This is a genomic window from Methylobacterium sp. SyP6R (genome assembly GCF_019216885.1).
Taxonomy (GTDB): Bacteria; Pseudomonadota; Alphaproteobacteria; order Rhizobiales; family Beijerinckiaceae; genus Methylobacterium.
The window spans coordinates 94,093-109,753 of sequence record NZ_JAAQRC020000002.1 but is presented as its reverse complement, the minus strand read 5'-3'; the positions used below and the strand labels follow the sequence as shown (position 1 = coordinate 109,753).

At 68.4% G+C, this 15,661-nt stretch carries 14 protein-coding genes; 12 read left to right on the top strand and 2 right to left on the bottom strand.

The window, feature by feature from the left end; all coding sequences use genetic code 11:
* The first annotated feature begins 670 nt into the window (after positions 1-670).
* The 4 genes from HBB12_RS29935 (at position 671) to HBB12_RS29920 (ending at position 3,829) form a co-directional block, all read left to right on the top strand.
* Positions 671-1,024 (top strand): GTP-binding protein, encoded by a 354-nt coding sequence (locus tag HBB12_RS29935; RefSeq protein WP_236993326.1) that lies wholly within the window; start codon positions 671-673, stop codon positions 1,022-1,024.
* Positions 973-1,407, top strand: coding sequence for a hypothetical protein (locus HBB12_RS29930; RefSeq protein WP_236993325.1), 435 nt, complete (start codon positions 973-975; stop codon positions 1,405-1,407). Before HBB12_RS29935 ends, HBB12_RS29930 begins: the two co-directional genes overlap by 52 nt.
* A gap of 83 nt (positions 1,408-1,490) precedes the next feature.
* Positions 1,491-2,666, top strand: a complete 1,176-nt coding sequence (locus tag HBB12_RS29925; protein WP_236993324.1) for a YncE family protein — start codon at positions 1,491-1,493, stop codon at positions 2,664-2,666.
* 416 nt (positions 2,667-3,082) lie between these two features.
* Complete coding sequence (locus HBB12_RS29920; RefSeq protein ID WP_236993323.1) at positions 3,083-3,829, top strand: FadR/GntR family transcriptional regulator; 747 nt, start codon at positions 3,083-3,085, stop codon at positions 3,827-3,829.
* Between the two features lie 55 nt (positions 3,830-3,884).
* Here the strand turns inward: HBB12_RS29920 and HBB12_RS29915 are convergent, their stop codons facing one another.
* Positions 3,885-4,394: a GNAT family N-acetyltransferase gene (locus tag HBB12_RS29915; RefSeq protein WP_236993322.1), complete on the bottom strand. Its 510-nt coding sequence runs from the start codon at positions 4,392-4,394 to the stop codon at positions 3,885-3,887.
* Between the two features lie 330 nt (positions 4,395-4,724).
* Here HBB12_RS29915 and HBB12_RS29910 point away from each other — a divergent pair, with 330 nt between their 5' ends.
* The 8 genes from HBB12_RS29910 to HBB12_RS29875 all read left to right on the top strand — a co-directional run bounded on the left by HBB12_RS29910 (position 4,725) and on the right by HBB12_RS29875 (position 14,389).
* Positions 4,725-5,813 carry a four-carbon acid sugar kinase family protein gene (locus tag HBB12_RS29910; protein ID WP_236993321.1) on the top strand — a complete coding sequence of 363 codons (1,089 nt, stop codon included), beginning with the start codon at positions 4,725-4,727 and terminating at the stop codon, positions 5,811-5,813.
* Positions 5,810-6,850, top strand: coding sequence for a 4-hydroxythreonine-4-phosphate dehydrogenase PdxA (gene pdxA / locus HBB12_RS29905; protein ID WP_236993320.1), 1,041 nt, complete (start codon positions 5,810-5,812; stop codon positions 6,848-6,850). Before HBB12_RS29910 ends, pdxA begins: the two co-directional genes overlap by 4 nt.
* Positions 6,847-7,974 carry an iron-containing alcohol dehydrogenase gene (locus tag HBB12_RS29900; protein ID WP_236993319.1) on the top strand — a complete coding sequence of 376 codons (1,128 nt, stop codon included), beginning with the start codon at positions 6,847-6,849 and terminating at the stop codon, positions 7,972-7,974. Before pdxA ends, HBB12_RS29900 begins: the two co-directional genes overlap by 4 nt.
* 14 nt (positions 7,975-7,988) lie before the next feature.
* Positions 7,989-8,906, top strand: a complete 918-nt coding sequence (locus HBB12_RS29895) for a dihydrodipicolinate synthase family protein (protein ID WP_236993318.1) — start codon at positions 7,989-7,991, stop codon at positions 8,904-8,906.
* Positions 8,907-9,055: 149 nt separating this feature from the next.
* The gene (locus tag HBB12_RS29890; protein ID WP_236993317.1) at positions 9,056-10,495 is read left to right on the top strand and encodes a sodium:solute symporter family protein; all 1,440 of its coding nucleotides are present in this window, start codon (positions 9,056-9,058) and stop codon (positions 10,493-10,495) included.
* Positions 10,496-10,511: 16 nt separating this feature from the next.
* Positions 10,512-11,714: a sialidase family protein gene (locus tag HBB12_RS29885; protein ID WP_236993316.1), complete on the top strand. Its 1,203-nt coding sequence runs from the start codon at positions 10,512-10,514 to the stop codon at positions 11,712-11,714.
* Positions 11,707-12,390, top strand: a complete 684-nt coding sequence (locus HBB12_RS29880) for an SDR family NAD(P)-dependent oxidoreductase (RefSeq protein ID WP_236993315.1) — start codon at positions 11,707-11,709, stop codon at positions 12,388-12,390. The genes HBB12_RS29885 and HBB12_RS29880 overlap by 8 nt, the downstream gene beginning before the upstream one ends.
* Positions 12,391-12,796: 406 nt before the next feature.
* Positions 12,797-14,389 carry a flavin-containing monooxygenase gene (locus tag HBB12_RS29875; RefSeq protein ID WP_336886972.1) on the top strand — a complete coding sequence of 531 codons (1,593 nt, stop codon included), beginning with the start codon at positions 12,797-12,799 and terminating at the stop codon, positions 14,387-14,389.
* Positions 14,390-14,397: 8 nt separating this feature from the next.
* On the opposite strand, the gene HBB12_RS29870 is transcribed toward HBB12_RS29875, so the two are convergent.
* Positions 14,398-15,444: an AraC family transcriptional regulator gene (locus HBB12_RS29870; RefSeq protein WP_236993314.1), complete on the bottom strand. Its 1,047-nt coding sequence runs from the start codon at positions 15,442-15,444 to the stop codon at positions 14,398-14,400.
* Between the last annotated feature and the right edge of the window lie 217 nt (positions 15,445-15,661).

Sequence of the window (15,661 nt, the reverse complement as noted above, 5' to 3'; positions counted from 1 at the left end):
GAATTCAGATATATTACAAGATATAAATAAGAAACTTATTATCTTATCAAGTATTTGATTTTATAATTTGTATATTGCCTCATCTCCAGTTTTTGCGGCGCAGCAATGACCGCATTACGACCGACCTTGAGCGAATTTTTCAGCAAAACGTGATTGCGGAGACTTGAGGGCTATTGACTTAGTACGGCAAAGGGTGCCTAGATACCCGGTTACTATCTATTTTTAGACTCACACTTCTCGTTTAGTAGCGCCTATGTCCACACAGTGCAAAAATCGCAAATACCACAATGTGTCAAAATAATTCATACCATAAATCACGATAAACCGTGAAATATTATGTATTTGTTATGTATATATGAGATCTATATATTAAAACTTATTTTTATCAACGTAGAAAATATGTTTATGACTGCTATTATTTTAATTTTCGATACTTCGGGAAATATCCATGCCAGTGCATAGGCCGCTGGCTCGACCGTCATACCATCGTGTGCGCTCAGTTCTATCCCTTCGGTGAGGTGTAAGATGCGGTGACTGCTGATGCGCCACCGCATCGTAACGTTCGTTCGCGCGCAGGCCTTCGAGGGCGACGCGCTGTGCCAAGCTACTTTCCCAAGCTACTCGCCGGGGCGGCCTTTCATTCGCGGACCGCGCCTGCCCGGCGCTGGCAATGGTCGCGCGGCCTCACCGTCCCAACGGCGAACAAGGGCAGGAAACCGAGGCATATGGCATCCGCAGCGTCGTGTTCCGGGCTCGCCGCCCCCTGCATCCGCGCGAGTTCCACGATCTGGTCGCGCGCGGCTTCCCGTGCGTGATCCGGGACAAGGAACATTTCTGGATCGCCTCGCGCCCGCTGCTGCGGGCGGCTCTCCCGCGCGTCGGCGATTCCCGCTCCATCAGGGCGGGGAAGCGGGCGGCGAGATGGGTGTCGGCCGCGACCTGCGCGGCCTTCTTCGCCTCCGGCAGATCGGAATGGGCCATTTCCGGCGGTATGGGCAACCGCTCGACCGGGCCCACGCCGTAGAGGGCGGGCAGCGCCTGCGTGAGGTCGCGCGCACCGATCACGTCGATCCGGGGCAGGCCCGCCAGCAGGGCGGGATAGAGGCCCTCCCGCTGGAGACCGAGATGCATGCCGGCATGCCAGAGCACGGTGGCCGGCGTGACGAAATCCTCCCGCGGCAGGAGCGCGGCGACGCGGCCGAACTCGCAGTCGACCTCTGGCTCCGCCCGGGGAGTCCCGACGAGGTCGGCCGTGCGGCAGGCCTCCTTGAGCGCCCCGCGCAGCTGCGCCTCGTCATGGGCAGCATAGCCGAACCAGACCTGCCAGATGTCGGCGAGCGACCGGGGTGGGACATGGGCGAGGTGACCCGCAACGTCATGGCAACCGTGGACCATCACCGCCCGTGAGACGCTACATGATGAGGCCGCTGCCCTTGGCAAGGCCTCCCTGCTCCCGCTAGTCTGGCGACAATAAAAATGCAGGAGGGAACATGATCGGGCGATGTGCAGCTCTGGCGGGTATTATTGGAGGCTCCCTGCTTGCGATGTGTGGGGGTGCTTCGTCTAGCCCGTACATGATCGTCGGAAACGACGAGAAGGCAATTTGGGACGATGAAGGGAAGCTGGTTTTATCCCCACCAGGAAAAGACAGTGTCCTGATCGTCGATCTTGCAAATCCGGAAGACCCTAAAATTATCGCGAGCCTTCCCCTGAAAAACTCCGTCGTAGGCCCACCTGTGAACGTTGCCATCAATCCATCAGGAACTCTCGCTCTTGTGGCCGATTCCATCGATGTGCTGAAAGATGGCGCCAATTTAAAACAAGTGCCCGATAACAAGGTGTATGTCATCGATCTTGAGGCCAATCCTCCAAAGCTTTTGACGACTATAGACGTCGGAAAAATGCCTTCCGGTTTGGACATCAACCCGAAAGGAGACATGGCCCTGATTGCCAACCGCGGTGACAACTCAGTGGCGGTACTCTCAATCCGTGGCAAGGAGGTGAAGCTGGTGGATACGGTGCCGATGGGAGATGTTGTTTCTCATGTGGCGTTCACACCTGACGGTCGTAGAGCCGTCGCAGTAAAATTTCCTAATCACAAAATTTCCATTCTCGAAATATCGGATAATGGAAAGGTAACCTATAATAAGGTTGATCTTCCAACGGGACAATGGCCGTACAATGTCGCGGTCTCACCTAATGGTAAGATTGCTATTACAGCGGATAACGGCAATTCCGGCGCATCGGATGGAAGCGTCGATACGGTGAGCGTGGTCGATCTTGAGGCAAGTCCGCCTCGCATAACGGATCGCGTCGTGGTTGGGGATGGCCCTGAGGGGCTAGCCATCAGCCCGAAGGGAGATGTCGCAGTCGCTGTCATATTAAGGGGATCGAATTCAAACAAAAAATCATACTTCTATAACAAAAATGGTAACATTGATATCTTGAAGATAGATGGAAAAAATTTGAGCAAAATCAAAGAAATTGAGGTTGGCGGACTTCCAGAAGCTGCCGTGTTCACGCCCGATGGACGGTATTTGCTGGTTGGGAACTACCTCGATCAAGATTTTTCCATCTTGCGCGTCGATGGTACCGAAATTACTGATACAGGAAAACGATTCAAGGTTCCCGGCCATCCCGCGTCTGCTCGAATGAGCCTTCGTTGACGCATTATCGAAGCTGGTGAGCGCGACATCCTCTCGCGCTCGCTGCGAGGCGCGAACGGCCGCGATCGCCGCCGTTCCAGAGCACGCCAGCGCGATCGAGGCGGCGGAGGACGGCATCCGTATCGCCGACTGTCGCAGGCTCATGCGGGCTCTTGAGCGACACGAACACCGATATTCCTCGTCGAACCCGCCCTCGACCGCTTGTTTCCTGCGCAGCCGACGGATGCCGCTCCTCGCGCGCACTCCGGCGATCCGGGGACATGTCCGGGGCGTCGGCGCGCACGCGCGGCATGGCGAAAAGCCTACCGGTTGGGCCCTAACAACATTTTACAAGCTTGCGCCCGAACCAGGGATCGCGCCATACTTGTCGCGAGGTGGTGGGCCGGTCCGGCCGCATCGGGGAGCCAAGGGACCTCATGCATTCGGTAGTTCAGGGTGTCGTCGACGCCGTGCCGGACGGTGCCGCCCGGCCGTCAGGCCTGGCCGACGGCGTCTATCACGGCCTGCTCACCGAGATCGCAGGCGGCACCTACGGCGAGAACCAGAAGCTGCCGAGCGAGAACGAGCTGGCGTCGCGCTACAAGGTCTCGCGCCCGGTGGTCCGCGCCGCCCTGGAGCGGCTGCGGCGGGAGAGCATCATCGTGTCCCGCCAGGGCGCCGGCAGCTTCGTGCGCGGCAAGAGCCGGGCCCCGGCGCTCGGCTACGCCCCGGTCGAGAGCATTGCCGACATCCAGCGCTGCTACGAGTTCCGCCTCACCATCGAGCCCGAGGCCGCCCGCTACGCCGCGCTCCGCCGCAACGGCCCGGCGCTGGAGCGCATCGCCACCGCCCTCGACCTGATGAATACCGCGACGCGCCAGCAGCAGCACCGCGACGACGCCGACTTCGCCTTCCACCTCGCCATCGCGGAAGCCTCGAACAACCACTATTACGGCGCGTCGCTCCAGGCCCTGCAATCGCACATCGCGGTGGGCATGAAGATTCACGGCCTGGCCCTGCTCGGGCCGAATTCCGGTCTCCAGGGCGTGCTCGACGAGCATCGCGCCATCTTCGCGGCGATCCGCGACGGCGATGCCGAGACCGCCCGCGACCGGATGCACCGCCACATCTGCTCCTCGCGCGACCGGCTGTTCGAGGGGCGGATGCTCGATCTGTCTCTGTGACGACCGATAGGCGGACGGGAGGAATGCGCTGGCGTGACGGCGATCCGAACCCCCGTCACGCCGGCCGCCACAAGGTCTCGCGCGTGCCCGGATCGAAGGTCCGGCCCTGCCGATCCGTGACCGCCCGCAATCCCGGACCGATCCGCTCGGGCGGCATCGGCCGGAAGCCGTGCCGGCGGAACCAGGGCCCGTTCCAGGCCGGTTCCCGGAACGTCGTCAGCGTCACCGCCGGGGCATTGACGCGCACGGCCCGCGCGCGGACGTCGTCGAGCAGCGCCGTCCCGATCCCCCTCCCCGACGCATCGGCCTCGACGGAGATGTTGTCGAGGTAGAGCAGGCCGTCGAGGAGGCGCGTGGCGGCAAAGCCGACGATCTCGCCGCTCGCGTCGTCGACTGCGATCTGCACCCGGCACGCCGCGAACCGCGCCTCCGTGAGGGGCGGTGCGTCGGCCACGCCAGCGAGCGCCGGGATGGACCTGTAGCGCTCGCGGGCCTGCGCGGAGATGAGCCGCAGCCGCGCGAGGCGAGCGTCGCCGTCCGCAGGGGGCAGATGGAAGCCCGTCATGGTGACCTCGATCCGATGCCGCCCCTCGCCGGATGCGGGCCTCGTCGCCTGCCGCGCGGCATCAGGCTGCCATCGCCTCGTGACGACCGCTTGACAAGTCCGCACGACCTCCCGTACCACATAACAAGTTTACAACAAATGCGGCACCTGTGATGGCGCCGACGGGGAGGATGACATGACCGGTGCCGGGGGGACGAGGGACGCAAGCACGACCCGGACCGTCTTGTGGCATGCCCGGCGGTCCGGGGTGGTCCGCACAGTTGTCATGTTGTCCACCAAGCTCGGCATCAGTCGGGCCGGCATCCGGGCAGCCGGCCGCGCGTGAGCCCGATGCCGATTCTGCGCCTCATCGCCGACGACCTTACCGGCACCCTCGACACCGCCGCCGGCTTCACCGGCCTCGTCGGGCCGATCGAGGCCGCGTGGATCGGCGGGGCCCTGCCGGCGCGCGGCAGCCTCGCCCTCGATACCGGCACGCGCGAGCGGGAGGTGCCGGACGCGGCCCGGGTCGTCGCGTCCGCCGCCCCGATGTTCGCCGGCGCCGATCTCGCCTTCAAGAAGCTCGACAGCCTGCTGCGCGGCCCCTGGGCGGCGGAGCTCGCCGCCTGCCTCGGCGACGGGCGTCCCGTGATCGTCGCGCCGGCCTTCCCCTACCAGGGCCGCGTCACCCGCGACGGCCGGCAGGTCGCCCGCACGGGGTCCGGCTGGGAACCGGTCTCCGGCGATATCGCCGAGACCCTGCGCGCGGCCGGCGTGCCGGCCCGCCGCGCCGCGGTCGCGGACGGGCTCGTCCCGGGCGTCGCGGTCTACGACGCGGCGGAGGACGGCGACCTCGACCGCATCGCAGCGCTCGCCCACGGCGCGCCGGTCCTGTGGTGCGGCAGCGGCGGCCTCGCCGGGGCGCTCGCCCGCCGGGCGCCCGCGCCCGGCGATGCGCGCCTGCACGGCCCGGTCCTCGGCCTGTTCGGCTCGGACCGGCCCGAGACCGAGAACCAGCTCGCACACTGCCCCGAGCACCGGCTCGTGCTGGACGAGACCACCCCGACCGGCGTCGTCGCCGACCGGCTGGCAACGGACGACGCTGCCCTCGTGAGCCTCTCGCTGCCCGCAGGGCTCGCCCGGGATGAGGCCGCCGAGCGCATCGCCGCCGCCTTCGGGCGCCTCGCCCGCGCCTTGCCCCCGCCCGGCACCCTGATCGTCGCCGGGGGCGAGACCCTGAAGGCCCTGTGCCTGGCGCTTCGCACCGAGGGCCTCGTCGTCACCGGCCAGGTCGCCCCGGGCCTGCCCCGCTCCCGCATGCGCGGCGGCCTGTGGGACGGCACCACCGTCATCTCGAAATCCGGGGCGTTCGGCACGCCCCCCGTCTGGCGCGACCTCCTGCGCCAGAACGGATTCATCTCGGAAAGGACCGTCGCGTGACCCGTCACCTCGCCATCACCATGGGCGATCCCGCCGGGATCGGCCCCGAGATCATCGTCAAGGCCGCGCACAAGCTGAAGGACCGCCTGGCCTCCGGCGACCTGAAGCTCGTCGTCATCGGCAGCAACCCGGCGCTCGAGCGGGCACAAGGCGCGCTCGGCCTCGGCGTCGAGATCCCGGAGGTCTCCGGCGACGGTCCCTGGCCGGCGCTCTGCTGCCTGCAGGCCGACGACGAGGGCGCGCCGATCGAGCCGGGCCGGCTCAGCGCCGATGGCGGCCGCTTCGCCTACAAGGCGATCGAGCGGGCGGTGCATCTCGCCCTCGCCGGCACGATCGGCGGCATCGTGACGGCGCCGCTCAACAAGGAGGCGCTGAACCTCGCCGGCTACCACTATGCCGGCCATACCGAGATGCTGGCCGACCTCACCGGGGTACGCGGCTCGGTGATGATGCTCGCCCACGGCAACATGCGGGTGAGCCACGTCACCACCCACGTCGCGCTCCAGGACGTGCCCAAGCGCCTGACGCCCGAGCGGCTGCGCCTCGTCATCGACCTCACCCATGCGGCGCTGAAGGGGATCGGACTGGAGAAGCCCCGCATCGCCGTCGCGGCCCTCAACCCGCATGCCGGCGAGGGCGGGTTGTTCGGCCGCGAGGACATCGACGTCAGCGCGCCGGTGATCGCCGGCAAGGTGGCGGACGGCCTCGACATCGTCGGCCCGGTCCCGGGCGACACGGTCTTCGTCAAGCTCCGGGCCGGCCAGTACGACGCGGTCGTGGCGATGTACCACGACCAGGGGCACATCCCGGTCAAGCTCTTGGGCTTCGAGGTCGACCCCGAGACCGGTCGCTGGGTCGACCTGTCGGGCGTCAACATCACGCTCGGCCTGCCGATCATCCGCACCTCGGTCGATCACGGCACCGCCTTCGACATCGCCGGGCGGGGCATCGCCAACGAGCGCAGCCTGATCGAGGCCATCGAATACGCCGAGCGTCTCGCCGCCAACGGCGTAATGACCCAGAGGAGCGCCGCGTGAATCCCTTCGCCACCGCCATCGAGATCGTCCGCCCGGACATCGACTTCGGCTCCGGCACCGTCGCCGCCGTCGGCCGCCGCGCCCGCGCGATGGGCGCCCGCAACATCCTGGTCGTCGCCGACGCCTTCAACGCAGCCCGGGTCGATTCTCTCGACCTGCCCGGCGAGGTACGGGTGTTCGGCGAGGTCAAGCCCGAGCCCGACATCCCGAACCTCGACCGGGCGCTGGCGCTCGCCGAGGAGACCAATCCGGATATCGTCGTCGGCTTCGGCGGCGGCAGCGCCATGGATCTCGCCAAGCTCGTGGCGGTGCTGCCGGGCAGCGGCCAGACCCTGCACGAGGTCGTCGGGCCCGAGAAGGTGCGGGGCCGCCGCATCGGCCTGATCCTGGTCCCGACCACCGCCGGCACCGGCAGCGAGGGCGGCACCCGGGCGCTGGTCACCGATCCGGCCACCCAGAACAAGCTCGCGGTGCAGAGCCGCTTCATGCTGGCCGACGCCGCGGTGATCGACCCCGACCTCACCATGACGGTGCCGGCCGCGGTCACCGCCGCCACCGGCGTCGACGCCATGGCGCATTGCGTCGAGGCCTTCACCAGCAGGAAGGCCCACCCGCTGATCGATCTCTACGCGCTGGAGGGCATCCGTCTCGTCGGCCGCTTCCTGCCCCGCGCCGTGCGCGACGGGGGCGACCGCGAGGCCCGGGCCGGACTGGCGCTCGCCTCGCTCTACGGCGGGTTCTGCCTCGGTCCGGTCAACACCACGGCGGGCCACGCCGTCGCGTACCCGCTCGGCACCCGCCACCACATCCCGCACGGGCTGGCCTGCGCGGTGATCTTCCCCCACACGCTGGCCTTCAACGCGCCCGCGGTGCCGGAGAAGACCCGCCAGGTGATGGCGGCGCTCGGGCTGCCCGAGAGCGACGACGAGGCGGCGGTGGTCGAGGCGACGACGCGCTGGTGCGCCGATCTCGGCATCGCGATGCGCCTGTCGGCGCACGGGGTGCCGGCCGGCGATCTGCCCGCCATGGCGGCGGAGGCCCACGCCATCCGCCGGCTCCTCGACAACAACCCGCGCGAGATCAGCGAAGAGCAGATCCTCGCCCTCTACCACGCCGCCGGCTGAGGAGCGCCAAGACCATGATCGATCCCGTCTTCCCGCGCGGCGTGTTCTGCGCCGCCCTCACGCCCCTCGACCAGGACCTGAACCCGAATTATCGGGCCTTCACGGACCATTGCCGCTACCTGATCGACGAGGGCTGCACCGGCGTCGCGTTGCTCGGCACCACCGGCGAGGCGAACTCGTTCTCCGCCGACGAGCGGATGCGCCTGCTCGAAGCCGCGCTTGCCGGCGGCGTCGCGCCCGCGCAATTGATGCCCGGCACCGGCGTCGCGGCGTTGCCCGAGACCGTGGCGCTCACCCGCCACGCGCTGTCGGTCGGCGTCACCACGGTCGTGCTGCTGCCGCCCTTCTACTACAAGGGCGTCTCCGAGGACGGGCTGGTCGCGGCCTATTCGCGGATCATCGAAGGCGTCGGCGACGATCGCCTGCGGGTGGTGCTCTACCACATCCCGCAGATGTCCGGCGTGGCGATCCCCCACGGCGTCATCGCGGCCCTGCGCGAGCGCTTCCCCGGCATCGTCACCGGCATCAAGGATTCATCCGGCGACCTCGCCCACATGACGGCGCTGGTCGAGCGCTTCCCGGGCTTCTCGGTGCTGGCCGGGGCCGACCCGCTGATGCTGCCGCTCCTGAAGATCGGCGGGGCCGGGGCCATCACCGCCACCACCAACCTCTGCGCCCGCGACCTGCGCTTCGTCTTCGACCACTACGCCGATCCGGCCAAGGCCGAGGCGGTCGCGGCGGCGCAAGGACGCGTGGTGGCGACCCGCGAACGCGCCTCGCGCTTTGCCCAGATGGCCTCGCTCAAGGCAATGACGGCGGAGCGCACCGGCGATGCCGGCTGGCACCGCCTGCGCCCGCCGCTGATGCCGCTGACCGAGGCCGAGCGCGCCGCGCTGCTGGGGACGAACGAGGGACTGGCCCGGGCGTCCTGAAGACGTCGCCGGGGAACTGCGCGCGAAGACGCCGGCCCGGCCTGTCGCCCCCCCCCGTTCGGGTCTCCGTCCGCTGACGGATCAGTCGTCCGGACAGGGGCGGGTCGCCAATCATCGATCGACAAAAGCATCATCCCGAGGACACGCCCATGCATGAATTCACCGAGGGCGAGAGCCTGACCATCGCGGTCATGGTGGTCGCCTACATCCTGTTCACCGGCTGGCTGACCCTGAAGCTGCGCAGCCGCACCAACGCCCAGTTCATGACCGCGTCGCGCTCGATGCCGGCGCTCGTCGTCGGCGTGCTGCTGATGTCGGAATTCGTCGGCGCCAAGTCGACGGTCGGCACCGCGCAGGAAGCGTTCAATTCCGGCATCGCCGCCGCCTGGTCGGTGCTCGGCGCCTCGATCGGCTTCCTGCTGTTCGGGCTCCTGATCGTCCGCCGGATCTACGATTCGGGCGAGTACACGATCTCGGCCGCGATCGCGCAGAAATACGGCAAGTCGACCATGATGACCGTCTCGATCATCATGATCTACGCCCTGCTCTTGGTGAACGTGGGCAACTACGTCAGCGGTGCGGCCGCGATCTCGACGGCGCTCCGCGTCAACATTCCGACCGCGATGTGCATCATCGCGGCGGTGAGCACGTTCTACTACGTCTTCGGCGGGATGAAGGGCGTCGCCTGGGTGACGATCCTGCACAGCGCCATCAAGGTCGGGGGCATCGGCATCATCCTGTGGGTCGCGCTGTCGGCCACCGGCGGCATCGCCCCGATGCAGGCCGCGCTCCCCCCCGAATACTTCACCTGGGACGGCAAGATCGGCGCGGCGACGATCTTCGCCTGGACCTTCGGCACGGTCGGGGCGATCTTCTCGACCCAGTTCATCGTCCAGGCGATCTCCTCGACGAAGAGCGCCTCGGCGGCCCGGGCCTCGGCGCTCTACGCGGCGGCGTTCTGCCTGCCGCTCGGGGTCGTGCTGGCGCTGATCGGCCTGGCCGCGAAGACGCTCTATCCGAGCATGGACAGCCTCTACGCGCTGCCGATCTTCTTGAAGAACATGCACCCGCTGCTTGCCGGCGTCGTCACCACCTCGCTCGTCGCCTCGATCTTCGTCAGCGTCAGCACCGTGGCGCTCGCCATCGCGTCGCTGGTCGTGCGCGACTTCTACGTGCCGTACTGGAAGCCGGAGCCGGCCCAGGAGCTGCGCATGACCCGAGTGTTCTCGCTGGTCATCGCCGTGGTGCCGCTGGTCTTCGTGTTCTTCATTCCCGAGATCCTGAAGCTGTCGTTCTTCACGCGCGCCTTGCGCCTGTCGATCTCGATCGTCGCGATGGTCGGATTCTACCTGCCCTGGTTCGGTTCGAACCGCGGCGCGACGCTGGGACTGCTCGGCTCGGCGCTCGCCACCACGATCTGGTATGCGTTGGGCAATCCCTACGGCGTCGACAACATGTACATCGCCGCCCTCGCGCCACTCGTCGTGATGGGCATCGAGCGCGCCTTCCGCTGGAGCGACAGCTCCGGGCGGGGCGACACGGAAACGGCTCCCAAGACCGAACCCGCCCGCCCCGCCACCACCGCCTGACCCCGGAGAGACCCCCATGCTCGACACCATCGAGACACCGATGGACCGCACCGGCGAGGTCCGGCCGGTCGCCGGCGATCCCCTCCGCCGCGAGGCCTTCATCCCCTCCCCGTGCGTGCAGAACCACGCCGCCAACATCCTGCCGCTGCCGAACGGCGACCTCGCCTGCGTCTGGTTCGGCGGCACGCAGGAAGGCATGGCCGACATCTCGGTCTACGGGTCGCGCCTGCCCGCCGGCAGCGACACCTGGACCGAAGCGCAAAAGCTCTCCGACGATGCCTCCCGCTCGGAGCAGAACCCGATCCTGTTCAACGCGCCGACGGGCGAACTCTGGCTGATCTGGACCGCGCAGGTGTCGGGCAACCAGGACACCGCCCTGGTGCGCCGGCGGATCTCCCACGATCACGGCCTGACCTGGGGTCCGATCGAGACCCTGTTCGCGCAGCGGCCGGGCTGCGGCACCTTCGTGCGCCAGCCGCCGGCGGTGCTGAAGGACGGCACCTGGCTCCTGCCGATCTTCCACTGCCCGAGCGTACCCGGCGCCAAGTGGGTCGGCGACGACGACACCAGCGCGGTGATGATCTCGTCGGACCAGGGCAGGACCTGGCGCGAGGTCGCGGTGCCCGACAGCACCGGCGCCGTGCACATGAACGTGCTCGCCCTCCACGACGGCACGCTGCTGGCGCTCTACCGCAGCCGCTGGGCCGATTCGATCTACGAGAGCCGCTCGACCGACGGCGGCGAGACCTGGTCGGCGCCGGTGCCGACGGCACTCCCGAACAACAACTCGTCGGTCCAGGCGACACTGCTCGCCAACGGCCACGTGGCGCTGGTCTTCAACGCGACCAATGCCGAGGCCGCGACCGAGCGCCGGGCCTCGCTCTACGACGAGATCGAGGACGAGGAGCCCGCGCCGGCCTCCGCCCCGGCGGCCGCGGCCGATCCGGGCAAGCGCACGGCGTTCTGGGGCACGCCCCGGGCGCCGCTGACGCTGGCGATTTCCCCCGACGGCGGCCGGACCTGGCCGCATCGGCGCGACCTCGAGGTCGGCGACGGCTACTGCATGACCAACAACTCGCGCGACCGCTCGAACCGGGAGCTGTCCTACCCCTCCGTGACCCAGACGCCGGACGGGGCGATCCACGTCGCCTTCACGTATCACCGCCAGGCGATCAAGTACGTGCGGGTGAGCGAAGCCTGGGTGTCGGCCGGTGAGTGAGGCGTTGCGCCACGCCCTCGTCACGGGGGCGAGTTCGGGAATCGGTGCCGCGATCGTCGCGCGGCTCCTCGCCGATGGCTGGCGGGTGACCGGCGTGAGCCGGGGCGAGGGGCAGCGCGCGCATCCGCGCTACCGCCACCTCGCCCTCGACCTCTCCGACCTCGACGCCATCGCGCCCGCGATCGGCGAGTTGCGGGTCGACGCCCTCGTCCATGCCGCCGGCCTCCTGCGGGTCGGCCGCCTCGGCGAACTGCATCCCGAGGACGGCGCCACGATGTGGCGGCTCCATGTCGAGGCGGCGACGCGGCTGGCCGACCTCCTGGTCCCGCGCATGGGAGCGGGCGGCCGGGTCGTCCTGATCGGCAGCCGCACCGCCGCCGGGGCGGCCGGGCGGAGTGCCTACGCGGCCTCGAAGGCGGCCCTCGTCGCCCTCGCCCGCTCGTGGGCCGCCGAGGCGATGCCCCGCGGCATCACCGTCAACGTCGTCGCCCCTGCGGCGACCGAGACGCCGATGCTGACCGATCCGTCGCGCAGCGGCGTGGCGCCGAAGCGGCCGCCGCTCGGGCGCTTCATCCAGCCCGAGGAGGTGGCGGGGGCGGTCGCCTACTTCCTGTCGCCCGAAGCGGCCGCGGTGACGGGGCAGCACCTGGTCATCTGCGGCGGCAGTTCCCTCTAGGGAACCTCCGGGGTCGCAGATCCCGACGGAACCGTTCGGTCCGGTGCAGGGTGAGGAGGCTGGCCTTGCGGGCGTGTGAAGGCCCCGCTCAACGATACGCGGCTGCCGGCGCGCCCGAGCCTGCCCACGCGAGACCGGCCGCCCGGCCGCCTGGAAGCCCGGTCCTCTCGCGAAGGCCGGGCTTCGTCGCGTCGCCACCGGGCCCGGTCGCGACGCAGGCACGCTCTGCCCGCCGCGTGGGCAAGTTGCATCATATATTGCATGTGCGCATGAGATATTGCGACGCAGCATGGCCGTCCAGCGAAGTCCGATTGCGAATTGTCGGCAATTACAGAAGGTTTCGTCTCAATCCTGCGCGATGTGGATAATCGGAACGCGTTCGGGATAGCCCGATCCGGCGACGGACATGACAATTCCTGCATGGACGATGCGCGCCCTGGAGGGCGCCCATGACGGAGACGGCATCATGGTCACGCAAGCCAACGTGTGCGTCATCGGATCCGGCATCAGCGGGCTCGCCGCCGCCAAGGCCTTCCGGGAGCGCGGGCACCGGGTCACGGTGATCGAGCGCGGCCCGGATCTCGGCGGTGTGTGGGAGCCGTCGCGCTCCTATCCCGACGTGAGGACGCAGACGCCGAAGGATATCTATGCCTTCGGCGACATGTCGATGCCGGACGACTATCCGGAATGGCCGTCCGGCGGCCAGGTCTTCGCCTATCTGCGCGCCTATGCGGAACGATTCGGCCTCCTGCCGCTGATCCGCACCGGCCAGTCGGTGACCCGGCTGGCGAAGCGGACCGAGCGGGGCTGGGACGTGACGACGACGGGCGCCGACGGCGCGGCGAGCACGCAAGCCTACGACTTCGTGGCCGTCTGCACCGGCCAGTTCAGCCACAAGAACAAGCCCGTGCATCCGGGCGCCGAGGGGTTTGAGGCGGCCGGCGGACGGATCCTCCATTCGAGCGAGCACACCGACGCTGGAGCCGTCCGCGGCCGACGGGTCGTGGTCCTGGGCTACTCGAAATCGGCCACCGACGTCGCGGTGAGCGCGGTCAAGCACGGGGCCGCCGCCGTGACGGTGGTGTTCCTCGAACCGACCTGGAAGATCCCCTACTTCTTCGGCGGGCTGATCAACTTCAAGCGGATCCTGTATTGCCGCGCGGCGGAAGCGATGTTCCTGCCCTTCGATGCCGGGCCGGTGCGGCGCGCGGTGCAGAGGCTCGCCGCCCCGCTGGTCTGGGCCAACTGGCGCGCCCTCGAGACGCTGCTGACCGCGCAGTTCAAGCTCCGCCGCAACGGCTTGGCGCCCAAGACCCGGATCGAGGACGACATCCACTGCAACCTGGCCGTCGAGACGCCCGGCTTCTACAGGCTGGTGACCGAGGGCAGGATCGCGACGATCCAGGGCACGATCGCCTCCTACGAGGGCGCGCAGGCGGTGCTCACCGGCGGGCAGCGCATCCCGGCCGACCTCGTGGTGATGGCGACCGGCTGGCGCCAGGACGTGCCGGTGCTCGACGCGGCCGACCGCGCCAAGCTCATCGATGCCGATGGCCAGTACCGGCTCTACCGCTGGGTGGTGAACCCCGACCTGCCCGATCTCGGCTTCGTCGGCTTCAATTCGAGCTTCGCCACCAACCTCTCGGCCGAGCTCGGCGCCCACTGGCTGGTGCGCTACATGGACGGACAGCTCGCGCGCCAGCCGACGCGGGCGCAGATGGAGGCCGAGATCGCCCGCCTCAAGGCGTGGCGACAGACCGAGCGCCCCTCCGCCAAGGCTTACGGCGGCCTGTGCATCGCGCCCTACCACAACCGCCACTTCGCCAGCCTGCTCGCCGATATCGGCGTGCCGACCCGCCAGGCGAATCCGATCGCGGCCACGTTCGCGCCGCTGCGGCCGTCGGTCTATGCCGGTCTCCTCGCCCGCGCTCCCGCCTACCAGGCGAGCGCGCCCGCCTGGCCGGGCCTGCGGAGCGTCGGGACCTCCCGGGCCGCCTGACAGGCGCGTCAGCCCCGGCGCTTGCGCAGGGTCTGGGACGGGGCCTCGCCGAAGCGGTCGCGATAGGCCGCCGCGGCGCGGCCGAGATGGTTGAGCCCGACGCCCAGCGCCAGGTCGCCCACCTTCGCCTCCGGGTCGGCGGCGAGGATCAGGGCCCGCCACCGGTCGAGGCGCTGGGCCAGGATGAAGTCGGAGATCGTGCTGTCGCGGAACTGCCGGAAACCGTCCTGGAGCGAGCGCATGCTGCTCCCGGCCCTCTCGGCGAGATGCGGCAGGCTCAGAGCGGAATCGAGATGCGCCCGGATGTACTCCTCGGCCCGCCGGACATGCGCGGGCGCCACCGAGACGCGCTGCGCCTGCGCCGGCACGGCCCCGCCGCGTTCGAGCATGTGGCCGACGAGCAGCGTGACGAAGGCGGAGGCCAGTTCGCGCTCGACCGCGTCGGGCGCGGAGCCCGGCCACTTGCGGCTCTCCGCCAGGTGCTGGACCAGCCGGGCCTGGGACAGGATCGCGGCGCCGCGGGGGTGAAGCAGGTCGATCGCCGGATCGAAGTCGAACGGGCGCGGGACCCGGTCGAGCACCCGGACGACGTGCTCCTCCAGAAGCCCGCGCGGCACGAGCACGATGAGCTTCTGGCAGCCCGCCTCCCACACCATGCGGGTGGGCAGGGCCGGCGAGAGCAGGGTGGCGCGGCCGCGATCGGCGAGGGTCTCGTGGGCGCCGTTGCGCACCAGGGCAGAGCCCGCCAGCGGAATCTGGAGCAGGAAGAAGCGGTCGAGGCAGCCCGGATCGATCTCCACCCGGGCGCCGTAGGAGACGAAGTTGATCGTCAGGCCGCCGAAGGCCGCGGAATGATGCCGGGCCTCGAACCGCGCAGCCGTGCCGGGATCGGCGAGGATCAGGCCGTGCGGACAGAAGATCCGCCCGATCTGCTCGCGCGCCAGGTCGGGATCCCGCGTCGCCACGACGGGGAAGCGCGCCAGCGGCAGGGCGGCTCCCGCGATCATGTGCGGATCGGCAACCATGCGCGGATCGGATGGCGTCTCGTCGTCCATGGCGAAGAACCGGTCGTCCGGACCCGAGAGGGGAGAATGCCTGTCGTGTCGAAACCTGCACAAGGCCCCGCCGCCACCGGACCTCCGTTTTCTGCGTGGATCGGATTTCTGCGTGAAGTGGACAGGGCCGGCGCGCGGCGGATCGCCTTGGCCGACATGGGTTCTCGGCCTTCACAAGAGAATCCGCGCAACCTCGAATTCAATCTTCGAAACCGCA

Bases quoted from the DNA above. Each gene is read 5' to 3' on its own strand.
- HBB12_RS29935 (WP_236993326.1), top strand. From the start codon at position 671: ATGGTCGCGCGGCCTCACCGTCCCAACGGCGAACAAGGGCAGGAAACC.
- HBB12_RS29930 (WP_236993325.1), top strand. From the start codon at position 973: ATGGGCCATTTCCGGCGGTATGGGCAACCGCTCGACCGGGCCCACGCC.
- HBB12_RS29925 (WP_236993324.1), top strand. From the start codon at position 1,491: ATGATCGGGCGATGTGCAGCTCTGGCGGGTATTATTGGAGGCTCCCTG.
- HBB12_RS29920 (WP_236993323.1), top strand. From the start codon at position 3,083: ATGCATTCGGTAGTTCAGGGTGTCGTCGACGCCGTGCCGGACGGTGCC.
- HBB12_RS29915 (WP_236993322.1), bottom strand. From the start codon at position 4,394: ATGACGGGCTTCCATCTGCCCCCTGCGGACGGCGACGCTCGCCTCGCG.
- HBB12_RS29910 (WP_236993321.1), top strand. From the start codon at position 4,725: ATGCCGATTCTGCGCCTCATCGCCGACGACCTTACCGGCACCCTCGAC.
- HBB12_RS29895 (WP_236993318.1), top strand. From the start codon at position 7,989: ATGATCGATCCCGTCTTCCCGCGCGGCGTGTTCTGCGCCGCCCTCACG.
- HBB12_RS29890 (WP_236993317.1), top strand. From the start codon at position 9,056: ATGCATGAATTCACCGAGGGCGAGAGCCTGACCATCGCGGTCATGGTG.
- HBB12_RS29885 (WP_236993316.1), top strand. From the start codon at position 10,512: ATGCTCGACACCATCGAGACACCGATGGACCGCACCGGCGAGGTCCGG.
- HBB12_RS29875 (WP_336886972.1), top strand. From the start codon at position 12,797: ATGACAATTCCTGCATGGACGATGCGCGCCCTGGAGGGCGCCCATGAC.
- HBB12_RS29870 (WP_236993314.1), bottom strand. From the start codon at position 15,444: ATGGACGACGAGACGCCATCCGATCCGCGCATGGTTGCCGATCCGCAC.